The organism is Mesorhizobium sp. WSM4823 (genome assembly GCF_055811195.1).
The window spans coordinates 69,446-83,854 of sequence record NZ_JBVVQL010000007.1 but is presented as its reverse complement, the minus strand read 5'-3'; the positions used below and the strand labels follow the sequence as shown (position 1 = coordinate 83,854).

General features: G+C 61.8%; 12 protein-coding genes. 1 reads left to right on the top strand and 11 read right to left on the bottom strand.

Going from position 1 to position 14,409, the window contains the following annotated elements; translation table 11 throughout:
• Nucleotides 1-29 precede the first annotated feature (29 nt).
• The 11 genes from AC0L26_RS18925 to AC0L26_RS18875 form a co-directional block, all read right to left on the bottom strand.
• On the bottom strand, nt 30-1,223 hold the full coding sequence (locus AC0L26_RS18925) for a DUF930 domain-containing protein (RefSeq protein ID WP_473634118.1): 1,194 nt from the start codon (nt 1,221-1,223) through the stop codon (nt 30-32).
• Nucleotides 1,224-1,794: 571 nt separating this feature from the next.
• A complete protein-coding gene (locus tag AC0L26_RS18920) occupies nt 1,795-3,234 on the bottom strand; it encodes an NAD(P)-dependent oxidoreductase (RefSeq protein ID WP_473633922.1) in 1,440 nt (479 codons plus the stop codon).
• A gap of 58 nt (nt 3,235-3,292) precedes the next feature.
• The gene (locus tag AC0L26_RS18915; protein WP_473633921.1) at nt 3,293-4,558 is read right to left on the bottom strand and encodes an NAD(P)/FAD-dependent oxidoreductase; all 1,266 of its coding nucleotides are present in this window, start codon (nt 4,556-4,558) and stop codon (nt 3,293-3,295) included.
• A gap of 17 nt (nt 4,559-4,575) precedes the next feature.
• Entirely contained in the window at nt 4,576-5,358 is a 783-nt protein-coding gene (locus AC0L26_RS18910; protein ID WP_473633920.1) for an HpcH/HpaI aldolase family protein, read from the bottom strand.
• Nucleotides 5,359-5,375: 17 nt separating this feature from the next.
• The gene (locus AC0L26_RS18905; RefSeq protein WP_473633919.1) at nt 5,376-7,070 is read right to left on the bottom strand and encodes a GMC family oxidoreductase; all 1,695 of its coding nucleotides are present in this window, start codon (nt 7,068-7,070) and stop codon (nt 5,376-5,378) included.
• 15 nt (nt 7,071-7,085) lie between these two features.
• A complete protein-coding gene (locus AC0L26_RS18900; protein WP_473633918.1) occupies nt 7,086-8,564 on the bottom strand; it encodes an aldehyde dehydrogenase family protein in 1,479 nt (492 codons plus the stop codon).
• Nucleotides 8,565-8,661: 97 nt separating this feature from the next.
• Nucleotides 8,662-9,525 (bottom strand): amino acid ABC transporter ATP-binding protein, encoded by an 864-nt coding sequence (locus AC0L26_RS18895; RefSeq protein ID WP_473633917.1) that lies wholly within the window; start codon nt 9,523-9,525, stop codon nt 8,662-8,664.
• Nucleotides 9,522-10,178 (bottom strand): amino acid ABC transporter permease, encoded by a 657-nt coding sequence (locus AC0L26_RS18890; protein ID WP_352931070.1) that lies wholly within the window; start codon nt 10,176-10,178, stop codon nt 9,522-9,524. Before AC0L26_RS18890 ends, AC0L26_RS18895 begins: the two co-directional genes overlap by 4 nt.
• 74 nt (nt 10,179-10,252) lie before the next feature.
• On the bottom strand, nt 10,253-11,095 hold the full coding sequence (locus AC0L26_RS18885) for a transporter substrate-binding domain-containing protein (RefSeq protein WP_352931068.1): 843 nt from the start codon (nt 11,093-11,095) through the stop codon (nt 10,253-10,255).
• 30 nt (nt 11,096-11,125) lie between these two features.
• Nucleotides 11,126-12,118 (bottom strand): proline racemase family protein, encoded by a 993-nt coding sequence (locus tag AC0L26_RS18880; protein ID WP_473633916.1) that lies wholly within the window; start codon nt 12,116-12,118, stop codon nt 11,126-11,128.
• Between the two features lie 3 nt (nt 12,119-12,121).
• Nucleotides 12,122-12,802 (bottom strand): GntR family transcriptional regulator, encoded by a 681-nt coding sequence (locus AC0L26_RS18875; RefSeq protein ID WP_352931064.1) that lies wholly within the window; start codon nt 12,800-12,802, stop codon nt 12,122-12,124.
• A gap of 109 nt (nt 12,803-12,911) precedes the next feature.
• Between AC0L26_RS18875 and AC0L26_RS18870 the strand changes: the two genes are divergently transcribed.
• Complete coding sequence (locus AC0L26_RS18870; RefSeq protein ID WP_473633915.1) at nt 12,912-14,342, top strand: NAD-dependent succinate-semialdehyde dehydrogenase; 1,431 nt, start codon at nt 12,912-12,914, stop codon at nt 14,340-14,342.
• The last annotated feature ends 67 nt before the right edge of the window (nt 14,343-14,409 follow it).

Here is a 14,409-nt window from a genome sequence, read left to right as displayed (position 1 = left end):
TGCGGACGATCCTGTTTCCCCGGAATGCTCTAGAAGCGAACAGGTAGTCCCAGGCGGGCCCATTCCTCGCGCGGGATAGCAGGTCCGACACGGAAGGTGAAGGACAGGACACTCGTCGCATTGGTGTCGACCTCACACCGGAAGCTCAGAGCGTACCATGTTGTTCGCGCGTGGAAAGCGGCTTTCGGGACGTCGAGGACATTGCCCGTCTTCAGCGGAACAAGTGGCACGAGGTCGGGAACATAGGAGGCGTCCTGCAGTTGCTGCTGCAATGCGCTGGCGCAAAGTTTGGCGGCCCGCTGATCGCGAGGCACGTCGGCCATCGAGGTCGTAGCGATTGCATCGCCGGTAGCGCCTTGCGAGTAGAGCCTGCGGACGCCCGGAAGGCCCGAAAACGCCCTTGATGCAGCAACGGCCACGTCCGTGGAGCTTGGCCTCCTGGCACTCCCGCTTCCGGACCTCGATACCTTTGCAGGACTGGATTTCGGCGTATTTTCGGGTCTGGGCTTCGGCGCTTCCGCCAACGCGGGAAGCTCGATCTCGCCGTTGCCGCCGGCAGCAGCCAACGGCGTTGCTGCCGCGGCTGTTTGTTTGTCGGAGTCGGGGGCTCCCGCTTTCTGTTTGTCTGCTTGCTGGTTGCTTATGTCCTGGCTTGAAGTTGCCTGCTTCTCCACATCCTGTGTGGGCTCCGTGTCCTTCGCTGCGGTTACCGACTTCTCGCCGACCTTGGTTGAATTTGCCCGTTCGTCGGAGTTTGCCGATCCGGCAGATTTGTTCTCTGCATCCTTAGGCACGACAGGCGGCTTCGAATCCTTATCCTTGGCCGGCGGCGGGGAGTTGTCTTGAGCGCTGCCGCCATCCAGAGATTTCCTGGGGCCGGTGTCTTTGTCGCCAAACTGAAAAACAGGCTTCAGCACCTCGATTGTCGACGGCTTTTGCGGCGGAGGTGGCTTTTCAACATTCTGCTCGGGCGGTTTTTCTACCTTCGCTTCCGGCGGCTTTTTGGCCTCGGGCTTCCTTGGAGACGGCGCGGGAGCAAGTTTCGGTTTTGGCTGATCGGGCGGAGGCACGAGTGCGACATTTACCGCTTGCTCCTCCTGCGGCTGTTGGGGATAACTGGGCAGGCCGTAGACCAAGAGCGCGGTGATGAGCGCATGCAGGATCAGCGATGCGGGAAAGCCCCACAGCAAAGTCCAACGCCGCTCACGTATCTCGTCCTTCATCCTGACCGATGTGGAATGAAATAGCGGCGGCATCAAGCATAGCCGCCGGGATAGGTGCAATTTAGCCGCTGGACAGGTTAGTCAACCACGCGCAAGCCGTCAAAGTGCGCGCACAGTCGGACTGAGGCTGTGTCCATGAAGCTGCCACTTGTTGCGGCACGCGCACCTCGAGGAAAACTTCTGGCACCAAGCTCGATCCAGGGCGAACCCGGTTGCGGCCGGAAGCCGAGCCGCCATACTTGTCCACCGGGGAGTGCTCCGTCTCTGTGTCCATCACGGAACCAAAACTGCCGGCGCAAAGGACGCAAGCGCCCCAATATAGGGTTTCGCCCGAGTGATCCCGAAGGCGCCCCAAGGTCTTGGCAAAGGATAGTTTAGCGGGATCGGCCCGCTGCTGCAACGTTTTGCGCTCAAAGCCCGATTCCTCGTTTCCTGTCGCTACCGCCTCCGGCGGTTAGCCCAGACATATCCTTGGTGTGTTTTCGTATGGTCTGGTGACCCGAAGAAGAGACCTGATTGGTGCAGACCCAAAAGCATTGCCCGCTGGCTCACGCTCCCCGGAAGTGATGCATTAGCCATACGGCCCTCTAAGGTTCGATTTTTCGGCACTTAGGCAAAGGCGATTTATCAGCCGGACAAGTTCTTCGCCTTGGTCAGCGACGATCTGGCCGCGCTCGTGCGGATACGCGCCTGAAAGAGACCTCCACAACCGGGATTGCCGATCACAGAGATCAGTCAGTTCCGAACATTGCTGCACCGTCAATTTCAAAAGATCACGTGCCGTCACCGGTCCGATGCCAGAGGGCGTCGTCGCCCCAAGGGAAAAATAGCCCGGCGGCACGCTGCCTTTCGCATTAGTAACGGTTTTGCGACAGATGACATCGAACAGCTGGTCGACGGCCTGTTTAGCGCCGGCGACGCGAGAAGGATGGTCCGTATCGGCCGCGGCATGCGGCAGAAGCTCAAGCTTGGCACCGTGTCTTTCGACAAGATCGAGATAAGGCAGCATGGGGCCGGACAGGCTGCCGGTCGAGGCATCCTTGAACAGATCGGCATCGATCGCGGCGTGGCGTAGCCGGCCCGAGGACAAGGCGTCATCCAGAGCCTCGATATCGACAAGCTCGCCGCGATCGTAGTTGACCAGCACCGCGCCGCTCTTCATGCGGGACAGGACTTCCGCGCCGACGAGCCCGGCATTGGTGTAGCGGCCGGTCTGCCCATCCTGCTTGCCCAGGCCGACATGGACGCTGAGCACGTCGGCACCATCGGCCGCCTCGGCCGGGCTTGACGCATACGCAAAACCCTCGGCCTCGATCCAGTCCCAATGCCGCGGCCGTGCATGGATCACCACGCGCATTCCGAAGGCGCGGGCAAGCTTGGCGACCTCCCTGCCGATATTGCCATAGCCGATGATCGCGATCGTCTTGCCTTCGAGCTTTTCGGTCGGGAAGTCGCGCAGATCCCTGCCGGTATCGAAGGCGCCGCGCCCCACCCGGTCGTGAAGCATGTCGACCGGCAGGTCCGGCAGCACTTTCAGGATCGCCTTCATCACCATCTGTGCGGTGGCGCGGCTGTTGATGCCGGGCGTGTTCATCAGTACCGCGGTGCCACCCTCGCCGCTGCCGCCGCCCCATGAGTGCGAACCCATATTGCCGGTGCCGGCGCCGATCCGCACGCCGGCCAGCGGAAAGACGGTTTCGGCAGGCAGGAAGGTCGCGGCGGCGATGACGGCGTCATAGCGTCCGTCACCGGCGGCTTCGATCAGCTCTTCCCGGGTGCTGAGGTCCGGCTGATAGAAAAAATGCACCCGCCCCTGCTCCAGGCCCGCGCTGTCTCCAAGGGCAGCGGCGTGGAAGCGGCCGCCTTTGGCTTCGATATGTGCTCGAACTTCACTCGGGTCTGGCTTGCCGTCGGGCCCGAAGCGCAGGCCGACAAGATCGCAGATCAGCACGGCGTAGGCGCTTTGCGGATCGATTGGCTCCGCGGCCTGTGTATAGGTGTTTGCGGTCACGTCGTTTCCCCATGCAAAAACGGAAAGGCATGCTGGTGTAGCAGCGCGCTCTGAACAATCAGAACCTATCCGCCCGGAAGGGCGTGAGATCGATCGCCGGCGGCAGACCGGCGGCAAGCTGCGACACGATCTTGCCGGTAACGGCGCCTCCGATGAGGCCCTGATGCCCGTGGCCGAAGGCGTAGATGACGTTCTTGGCCCGCGACGCCCGATCGATGACCGGAATGCTATCGGGCGTGCCGGGACGATGTCCCATCCAGCGCGTGACCTCGCCGACCTCCAGCTTCCTGAACATCGGCCTCGCCTGCTTCAGGAGAACATCCGCACGGTTCATGTTCGCGGGAGCCTTCAGGCCGGCGAACTCGACATTGCCGGCGATCCGCAGGCCATCCTCCATTGGCGAAGCGACGAACTTGCGGTCGGCCGAAATGGTCTGGATGCGCAGGCCCGTATCGGCACCCCTGACCATGACGTGGTAGCCGCGCTCGGTCTCGAGCGGAATGCTGTCGCCGAGCTTGCGGGCAAGATCGCCCGACCAGGCGCCGGCGCAAAGCACCACGGTCTCGACCGGCATGCGCCCGCCACCTTCCAGCCGCAGCGCCGAGGGTCCATTCGCCGCCATCTCGAAGCCGATCACTTTCTCCCTGACGAAGCGGGCGCCCTGTCGTGCCGCGTACTCGGCAAGTTTGGCGACAAGCCGGCCGGGATTAGGACACTGCCCCTGTTCGGGTAGATAGACCGCACTCTTGAAGATCGGCGCCAGGGCTGGTTCGAGCTGGCGGATTTCGTCGGCATCGAGGATGTCGACCTTGACGCCCTGCTCGCGACGCAGCCCCAGGCCATAGGCGCCCTTTGACGGTCCATCCGCCGTTTCGTAGACGAAGAGCTGGCCGCGCTTCTGCAAAAGGTCCTCGCAGCCGGCGGCCTTGATCAATGGCTCGTAGCACTCGAATGTATAGCGGTGCAGCGACCGCATCGCCGCCGATATCTCCTCGACGCGAGGCTTGCGGCTGGCGGCCAGGAAGCGCAGCAGCCAAGGCAGCGCGTGCGGCAGGTAGGCCAGCCGGACGATCAATGGTCCTTCCGGATCCATCAGCCATTTCGGCACGTTGCGCAGCACGCCCGGCATCGAATTCGGGATGCAGGATCCTGGGCAGATGCCGCCGGCATTGCCGAAGGAGCACTGCTCCTCCGACCCCGGCAAGGCTGGATCGACCACTTCGACGGCAAAACCCTGCTCAAGCAAATAGCTTGCGGTGCAAACGCCGATGATGCCGGCGCCGATGACCGTCACCTTGCCACGCCGGGTGCTTGCCGATGTCATGATGATCGATCCGCTGATCAGGGCGCGATCTCGCTCGGCGTGCCGGCGCGGAAGGCCGGCAGCGAACGCGCCACCATCTGCTGCAGCATGCGGAAATCGGAGAGATAGGCCATGAAGCGGTAACCCAGCTTTCGCATGTCGACGCCATAGGCGACCGAGCCGCAATGGATGCCCGGAATGACGCCGGCATCCTTGCATTTGGCGGCGATGTATTCGATCGCCTCGTAAACGGCCGGATAGCGCGGATCGAAGCCGGGCGCCTCGCCCATGGTGACCGCAAGGTCCGACGGGCCGACAAAAATGGCATCGAGGTTCGCCGTCTTCAGTATTTCTTCCAGGTTCTTCACCGCCTGGTCGCTCTCGATCATCGCCATGGTGACGATGGTGTCGTTGGCGTGCTGGAAATAATCCGCGCCGGCGTAGAGCGATGCGCGCAGCGGGCCAACGCTGCGGCCGCCCTTGGGGAAGTAGCGGCAGGCCTTGACGAAAGCATCCGCTTCCTCGGCGGTGTTGACCATCGGGCAGATCACACCATAGGCGCCGGCATCGAGCACCTTGCCGATGATCGCCGGATCGTTCCACGGCACGCGCACCATCGGCGTCGTATCCGTTGTCGAGATTGCCTGCAGCATCGGCACCGCGTCGACATAGTCGGTCGCGCCGTGCTGGAGGTCGACGGTGAGCGCGTCCCAGCCCTGCTGGGCCATCAGCTCCGCCGAGATCGACGACGGAATGCCGAGCCAGCCCGTCACCACTTCGCCACCAGCGGCCCAGATATCCTTCACCTTGTTCTTGCGCATAGCCTTGAGGTCCTTTGCTATTGTTGGGAATTCAAAATCAGGTCCGCCGCCTTTTCAGCGATTGCGATCGTCGTGATGTTGGTGTTGGCGGCGACGATCGTTGGCATGATCGAGGCGTCGACAACGCGCAGGCCCTGCACGCCGCGCACGCGGCACTCGGCATCAAGCACCGCCAGCGGATCGCCGTCGGCGCCCATCTTGCAGGTGCCGGAGACATGCCAGCCCGACCAGACGGATTGCTTGACCCAATCGGCGATCAGCTCTTCGTTGTCGAGCATTGTGTGGATACGGTCGGTGGTGCCGAACTTGCGCCTGAGCAAGGTCTCGCGGAAGAAGGGCGCATAGTCGAACAGATAGGCAGCGGTCGCTGTCTTGACCCAGTTCCACGGCTTGCGGACGCTGAGCGCGCGGGCTTCGTCGCTGTAGCCGGCAAGGAACCATGTGTTGACATGCTGCCGCACCTCAGGCGCGTCCATGATCCTGCAAATGCGCTTGAAGCCGTCGACCAGGCGCATCAGGTCGCGTCCGTCGGAGGCCATGTTCAGATCGACGATCGGCTCATCGGTCTGGACCGCCGACTTCAACGTAACGGTGCCGCGCGAATAGGATTTGTTGACACAGACATTGAGCGCGCCCATCGCCTTGCCAAGTGGGTGCCAGCCGGCACGGTTGACCGGCATCAGGAGCATGTCACCGGGATGGCAGCCAGCATAGTTCGAGGAGTATCTGACGCCCAGAAAGATGTGCCGTCGCTGGCCGGGCTTGAGGCGCGCGGATTTCTTGAAATGCGCGCCGACGGCCAGATGCGGATGATCGGTCAGGTTCTCGCCGACGCCCGGGCGGTCGGCGACCACGTCGATGCCCAGCCGCTTCAGCTGCGCCGCCGGCCCGATGCCGGCGCGAAGCAGGATGGCTGGCGAGTGCAGGGCGCCGGCTGAAACGATCGTCTCGTTGGCGTTGTAAATCCTCGTATGGCCATCAATGGTCACCCTGACCCCGGTGAAGCGGGTCCCCTCGCTCACCAGGCCTTCGACGAAGGCGTTGGCGAAGATGTGCAGGTTCTTGCGGGCGCGCACCTCGGCATCGAGATAGCCGATCGCCGTCGACACGCGACGGTCGTTCTCATTCGACAAAGGCAACGGGAACGATCCGTCCTCGAAACTGCCATTGTAGTCGGGTCGGTAGGGGTACTCGGCTTCCGTCTGCTTGAGGACGGATTTGGTGAACCCGGCCCAGTCCTGCGGAAAAACGCGGCGGATCGGAATCCGCCCTGTCTTATTGTGAAGTTCGCCATCGAAATCGAGGTCGCGTTCAAGCTTCTTGAGGTAGGGCAGCATGCCGTCCCACCCCCATCCTTGAAGGCCGAGCTGTTGCCATTCGTCATAGTCGTGCGGCAGGCCGCGCACCGCGAACTGACCATTGATGCTGGAGCCACCGCCCATCACCTTGGCCTGTTCGAGCTTGGCCGTCTTGACCGCTTGCGCGTTCTGCTTCGGCGAGCGGTTGAAGACGCGCAGCTCCGTCCAGTGGTATTTCGGGTCGAAGTAGGAAAGGCCGGGATAGCTGTCCGCGATCACATCGGGAACATCGTCCGGAGGCGTATCCGGCCCCGCTTCGAAAAGCGCCACCTGCCGGGCGCCGTTTTCCGAAAGACGGCTGGCAAGCACGGCTCCGGCCGAGCCGCCACCGACGATGACGTAATCGAATTGCATAGGTATGCGCTCGCTTCAGGCGTAATTGGCCCAGATGGCCTTTTGGCGCAGGAACGCCTCGATACCGGCACGGCCCATGTCCTTGCCGAAGCCGGAGCCCTTGTAGCCGCCGGCCGGATAGGTAAATTCCGGGCCACGTCCGTGTTGGTTGATCCAGACCATGCCGGCCTCGATCGAATCCGCGGCCTTAAGTGCCTTTTTCAGGTCCGTGGTGTGGACGCTGGCGGCAAGCCCGTAGACAGGGTGCGCCGCCTGGGCGAGGCCATCCTCGAGATCGGCAAAGGTGCGCACCGTCAAGACGGGACCAAAGAACTCTTCCTTGAACCCGACATTGTCGTCGGCGACGTTATCCAGGATCGTCGGCGCATAAAAACTGCCCTCGTTGCGGCCTTCCAGCACCGTCCCGCCGGTAACGACGGAGGCGCCTCCACTGATGCTGCCGCGGACCATCATGTCGATGCGCTCAAGCTGTTTGCGGCTGATGATCGGAGCGAAGGTCGTCGTCTCGTCCCAGGTCGGTCCGGCCTTGATGGCCTTGGTCCGTGCGATGACGAGTTCGACAAGCTGGTCCGCTATCTTGTCCTCGACGATCAGCCGAGAGCCCGCCGTGCAGACCTGGCCAGCATTGTCCATGAAGGCCGTCGCGACGCGGCCGGCTACCGCGTCGATATCCCCGGCATCGGCCAGCACCAGTTGCGGGCTTTTGCCGCCGAGCTCGAGTGTGACGGGCTTGATACCGGACTGGGCCGCCAGCGTCATGATCGCCGCACCCGTCTGCGTCGAACCAGTGAACGAGATCTTCAGGATGTCGGGATGGCGCACGATCGCCGCTCCGGTCGTGTGACCGTAGCCATTCACGACGTTGAACAGTCCTGCCGGAACGCCGGCTTGGGCAGCAAGCTCCGCCAGCGCCAGAAGGCTGTGTGGGGTCAGTTCGGATGTCTTCATCACCACGGCATTGCCGGCGGCCAGCGCCGGGGCGAATTTCCAGGCAGCCGTGATCATCGGGAAGTTCCAGGGAACGATCGCCCCGACAATGCCATAAGGCTCGTGCTTGACGATGCTGAGTGCATTCGCCTCAGTCGAGGTGACCATGCCTTCAATCTTGTCGCAGAACTCGGCGTAGTAGCGCACGACGCCAGCCGTGCGCATCGCATCGCGGGTGATGGTCATCGAGATCAGCCGGCTCGACCCCATCGCTTCCAGCTGCCCAAGGTAGGTGGCATTTTGTTCGATCAATGCCGCGAAACGCATGAGCACCGCAGTGCGATCGCGCGGCGCGATCTTCGCCCAGCGGCTTAGCGCCAATGCCTTCTTCGCGGCGTCGACCGCTTGTTGCACCGCGGCTTGGCCACCGTCGGTGATCAGGCCCATGTGCTGAAGGTCCGAGGGCCTGAGGACCTCGATCTCGGTACCGGGCAATTCCATGAATTGGCCACCGATGTGATGCCCCCTTGGGACAGCGATTGTGGCGGGATCGAAACTCAGCGTCATTGATATCTTTCCTTCTGCGGCCAGATCGAGAGGTCCGCATGAACCGGCGCGGTCCCTTTGCCGGCGATGGCCTGTTTTGGTGTGAAGCAGCGTGCCTTCAGCACGCCTTCTTTGCTTCACGAGCCTCGAGGAACGGTCGAAGCAGATCCGCCGATTCATGGAAGCGTCCGACAAAACTCTGTAGACGCGGGTGTTCGGGATGCAGCAGCACCTTGGAGGGCGGCCCTTGCTCGGCGACCAGCCCCTGATCGAGAAACACCACCCGATTGGCGACCTCGAAGGCAAAGCCCAGCTCATGGGTGACGATCACCATGGTCATGCCGCTCTTGGCCAGTTCGACCATCGCCTTCATGACTTCGCCGACCAGTTCAGGATCGAGCGCTGAGGTTGGCTCGTCGAACAGCATCACCTTGGGCTGCATGGCCATGGCCCTGGCAATCGCGACGCGCTGCTGCTGGCCACCGGAAAGCTGGCGCGGGTACTTTTCCACATGCTGCGCCAGACCCATCAGGTCGAGCAGCTTCAGCGCCGTCTGACGAGCCTGTTCCTTCGGTTCCTTCTTGACGATGACCGGGCCTTCCATGACGTTTTCGAGCGCCGTCATGTGCGGAAACAGATTGAACTGCTGGAACACCATGCCGGTCTTCGAGCGTATCCGGTTGACTTCCTGATTGGGTATCTGGGAACCGGACAAGCCGTCGGCTTGCTTGTGAAACAGAACCTCGTCGTCGATGACGATGCTGCCGCTGCTTGGCATATTGAGCAGGTTGATGCAGCGCAGCAGTGATGTCTTGCCCGACCCGCTGGCGCCGATCAGCACGACCACCTCGCCTTCGATGACCGAGAGGTCGATGCCGTTCAGCACGCGCTTGTCGCCGAACTTGAGGCAGATGCGGTCCAGCAGCAGCACCGGCTTGCCGTTCTTCTCCGGCGCAGGCGCATTCGATTGGGTGATGCTCATTTTACGCTGGCCCCGCTCTTTTCGAGTTTCCGGGACAGCAGCGTCAGCGGAACCAGGATAATCAGGAAGATGGCGCCGACGGCGGTGTAAACTTCCATCGGCCGATAGGTGAAGCTCGAGATGTAGCTGGCTTGGTAGAGAAGGTCGGGGACCGTTATCATCGACAGCAATGTCGTGTTCTTCATCTGGATGATCGACTGACCGGCGAGCGGCGGGATCATCTTGCGAAAGGCCTGCGGCAGTATGATCCGGCGCATGCGCTGGCCATAGGACATGCCGATGGCAGTTGCCGCATCGGTCTGGCCGGGGTCGACCGACTGGACGCCGGCGCGCAGAATTTCGGCGTAAAAAGAGCCGACGTAACAGCTCAGCCCGATGAAGCCGGCCCAGAATTTCGTGACATTTATGCCGGCGAAGATCGGAAAGGCGTAATAGACCCACAAAAGTGTGACGAGCAGCGGAATGTTGCGGAAGAACTCGACGTAGATCTGGCCAAGAACGATCAGCGGCCGGAAGGTGCTCAGCTGGATAAGCCCGATGAACAGGCCAATCAGCATGCCCGCAGCGATCGTGATCACGGTGAAGTAGAGCGTCATCAGGAGGCCCTGCCAGAGCAGCCCGATATTGTTGGTTATGACGGTATAATCAAACATGGTGTCCTCACTGGTGCGATGCACGTCCAGTGGTGGCCTGACCGCCGCGCCACGTGGCGGTCAGGCTGCTGCAATCAGAAGGAGAAGCCTGCCGGAAGGATCGACAGGTCGATGCCGCGGGCTTCCCAGGAGCGGGCAAGCTTGCCCTGGGCAAGGCCGAGCGAACGCTCCTGCAGGACCCAGTTCGTAAGGAAGTTGATGAAGCCGGCATTGCCGGGCTTGCGTGCAACGGCAAGCGTTGCCGGATTGCGCAGGATCGGCTCGGGGAGCGAGACATTGCCGATCTTCTGGTTGGTGATCTGCAGCGCATCGAAAACGGACAACACAACGCCATCGGCGCGGCCAGCCTGGAGCTCCATCAACGCCAAGCCACGATCTTCCACCGGCGTGATCTTGGCCTTCGGCAGCAGCGCTTCGGCAACGACCTGCATAGTGCTGCCCTTCTGCACGACGACGGTCTTGTCAGGCGAGTTAAGCTCGGCCCAGGTCTTGACCGGCTTATCGGGGGGCGTCAGCACGGCCCAGGCGTCGGTGAACAGCGGCTCCCACAGATAATCGACGACAAGACCGCGCTTCGGGTTCGGATTGACGCCAATGGCGATGTCGATCTTGTTGGACTGGAAGTCGGCGGCCAGATTGCCCCAGGTGGTCTCGACAGGCTCGAGCTTGACCCCGAGCTGGGTCGCGATCTCGCCGAGGAATTCGTAATAGAAGCCGCTCCACTGGCCCGTCGCAGGATCCTTGATGTAGCCCGGCTCTTCACCGGTCATTACCGGAACCTTCAGCACGCCACTGGCGCGGATCTGATCGATGACAGCCGACGGGCTGTCGTCCGCCGAAGCGGCGATGGGCGCCGACAGCAGGCCGAGACCGATGGTCAAGGCGGCTATGAACGTACGAATGACAGTGAGTTTCATTTCATTCCCCTTTTCTGAGTTGTTGATTGGTTAGCGGCTTAGAAAGCCCTGCGAGAGAGGATCGTCTTTCTCGAAGAAGATGGTCTGGGTCGAGGTGATGAAGGCGGCGCCTTCGATCTCGACAATCACGGCTTCACGACCTTCGGCCTGGACGCGGCCCTGCAGACGTGCCTCGAACGGAATGCCGAATATGTTCCTGGCATGGTAGGTCTGGTCGGGGCCGATCAGCCCCTTCTGCAGCAGATATGTCAGGCGCGCGGAGGTCCCGGTGCCGCAGGGCGAGCGATCGAACTTGTTGGATTCCAGGACAAGAAAATGCGTCGCCGAACTCTCGCTGTCGGCATCGTAGAAAAGCACGCTCGGCGCGGCCGCCCCCACCAGCAGTGGCAGGTGCTGCGTTGCCGCCTTGATCGCGTCCTTGATCCTTGCACCGGCTTGCATCAAGGCCGACGCATTGTCCGGAATCAGTTTGAACCCGAGTGGGGCCGCGTCCACGAGCGCGTACCACATGCCGGCATAGACGATCGCGGCATTGACCTTGCCGACACCCTCTGCGGATACGTTCAGACGCTCCAGCCCAACATAGCTTGGGACATTGGCTATCCGCACGCGGTCAAGCGAGCCATCTTCTTTCCAATTGAGATGAACCGTGACGGTGCCGGCCGGTGTTTCCAGCGTGAAACTACTGCCCATGTCAGCATTAGTCTGCCCGGTGAAGGCCAGCGTCCTGGCAAAGCCGATTGTGCCGTGACCGCACATGTCGAGATAGACATAGGACGAGATGAAGAACGCGCCGTAATCGGCAACATCCGACGGGACCGGCACGAGGCCGACCATCGCTGCATGGCCCCGCGGCTCATGCAGCAGTGCCGGGCGAAGGTGATCGAAATGCTGGCGGAAATGGTCTCGTTTCTCACGCACGCTCGAACCGATGAGCTTCGGGACGCCGCTCAGGATGACTCGCGTGGGGTGACCGGCCGTATGGGAATCGATGACGCTGAACGCTGACGAGAAGGTGGACACGGACTAGCCCTCTCCGAAGGCGTCGCGAATGCCGGCCCGCATGCTTTGCCAGATTTCCCGAATGAGGTTTTCGGTCATCGCCTTGGCACTTTCGCCATCGCCGTCGGTGATTGCGTCATAGATACGCGCCGTGTCATCTAGCGAGAGCTGGATGATCTTGGGGTCCTGCTCATAGGCGTGATAACGGTACCGCAAGGCCTGCTTTTCCAACCCGCCGAGCAGGCGCGTCAGCGTCTTGTTGCCGGCCAGGGTGTAGGTCAGGAGAGAACCGCGCACGTCGACGATGAAGAACTGTCGCGCATCGTTTCTGGCCTGGGCCTGCTTCAGCTCCGACAGCAGGTTCTTAAACTCGGCCTTCTTTTCGATATCGGCGGATTCGGCTGCCTGTTTGGCAACCAGTCCCTCCAGCTCGATCCGACAGGTGTAGACCTCATCGAAATCGCGCTGCGACATCGGTGAGACCCAGATGCCGCGCCTTGCCTCGCGCATCACAAGACCGTCCCGCTCGAGCAGCCTCAGCGCCTCGCGCACGGGTGACCGGCTGACGCCGTAGCGTGCGGCAACCATCTCCTCGGTCAATCGCTCCCGGGACTTGAGGCGACCGAAGATAATCTCCTCCTCCAGCATCTCGGCGAGATTCTCAGGGATGGCGACCGACAATTTCTGGATGCGCGCTAAAATCATGTCGACACCATACTGTATACAATGTACTGGTCAAGCCATCACGGAGATTTTCTTCCAAGGTGCAATCTGCCGGCGGCTTTTCCGTGGGACCGCTAGGAAGGGCTAGGACATGTATCCAGAAACGATCGAGTTGCTGATTGACGGCGCGTGGTGCCAGGGAGCGGACGGCAAGTCCGAACCGTTGATCAATCCCGCCACCGAAGAAGTGCTGGCAACCGTGCCGCACGCTACGAAGGCAGATCTCGACCGCGCTCTTGCGGCCTCAGCCAAAGGCTTCAAGCTATGGAAGGCCATGACAGCGATGCAGCGCTGGGCGATCATGGATAAGGCCGCCGACCTGATCGAGCAGCGCAAGGACACCATCGCCCGTATACTGACGATGGAGAACGGCAAGGCGCTGGTCGAGGCCACCGGCGAGGTGCAGTTCGCCGCCGATGCGACCCGCTGGTATGCGGAAGAAGGCAAGCGCGCCTACGGGCGCATCGTCCCTGCCCGGCTACCCGGCGTACGGCAGATGGTCTTCAAGGAGCCGGTTGGCCCCGTCGTTGCGTTCGCGGCCTGGAATTTTCCGGCCAGCAATGTCATCCGCAAGATTTCAGGTGCGCTTGGCGCCGGCTGCTCGATTATCCTGAAGCCTGCCGAGGAAACGCCTGGAACCGCCGTGGCTATCGCCCGCTGCTTCCAGGATGCTGGGCTTCCGGCAGGCGTCCTCAACATTGTTTTCGGGGAACCTGCGCAGGTTTCGTCCTATCTGATCGCCTCGCCGATCCCCAGGAAGGTCTCCCTGACCGGTTCGACGGCGGTTGGAAAGCTCTTGCAGAAACAGGCCGCGGACACCTTGAAGCGCTGCACCATGGAACTTGGCGGCCACGCCCCTGTCGTCGTCTATGAGGATGCCGACCTCGAAAAGACACTCGATACCGTCGTCACATTCAAGTTCCGCAATGCCGGCCAGGTGTGCACCTCGCCGACCCGCTTCTATGTGCATGAGGCCGTCTACGACCGCTTCATCGACGGCTTTGCCTCCCGCGCAGAAAAGCTGAGGATCGGAGACGGCCTCGACGCAAACGTCCAGATGGGCCCGATGATCGCGCCGCGGCGGCTGGATGCCATGGACGCGTTCGTCGGCGATGCAACCGCGAAAGGCGCGACGGTCGTCACTGGCGGCAAGCGGATCGGCAACAAGGGTTATTTCTACGCGCCGACATTGCTGAAAGACGTGCCGGACACCGCGCGCATTATGTCGGAGGAGCCGTTTGGGCCGATCGCACCGACCACCACCTTCTCAACCTTCGACGACATGATCGAGCGGGCAAACTCGCTTCCTTACGGGTTGGCCTCCTTTGTCTTCACCCGCAACCTCACCCTTGCCCAAAAGACCGAGGCGGCGCTGGAAGCCGGCATGGTCGGCGTCAACCATATGATGGTGTCGACACCGGAAACGCCGTTTGGTGGCGTCAATGAATCCGGCTATGGCTCGGAGAGCGGCGTCGAAGGCCTCGATGCATATCTGCGGACAAAATTCGTAACCGAGATGTAAGGGTGCAGCAATCGATGGCGGTCCTCGGAAGCCCACCATAATCAATGCATTCGACGGGATCTACGGA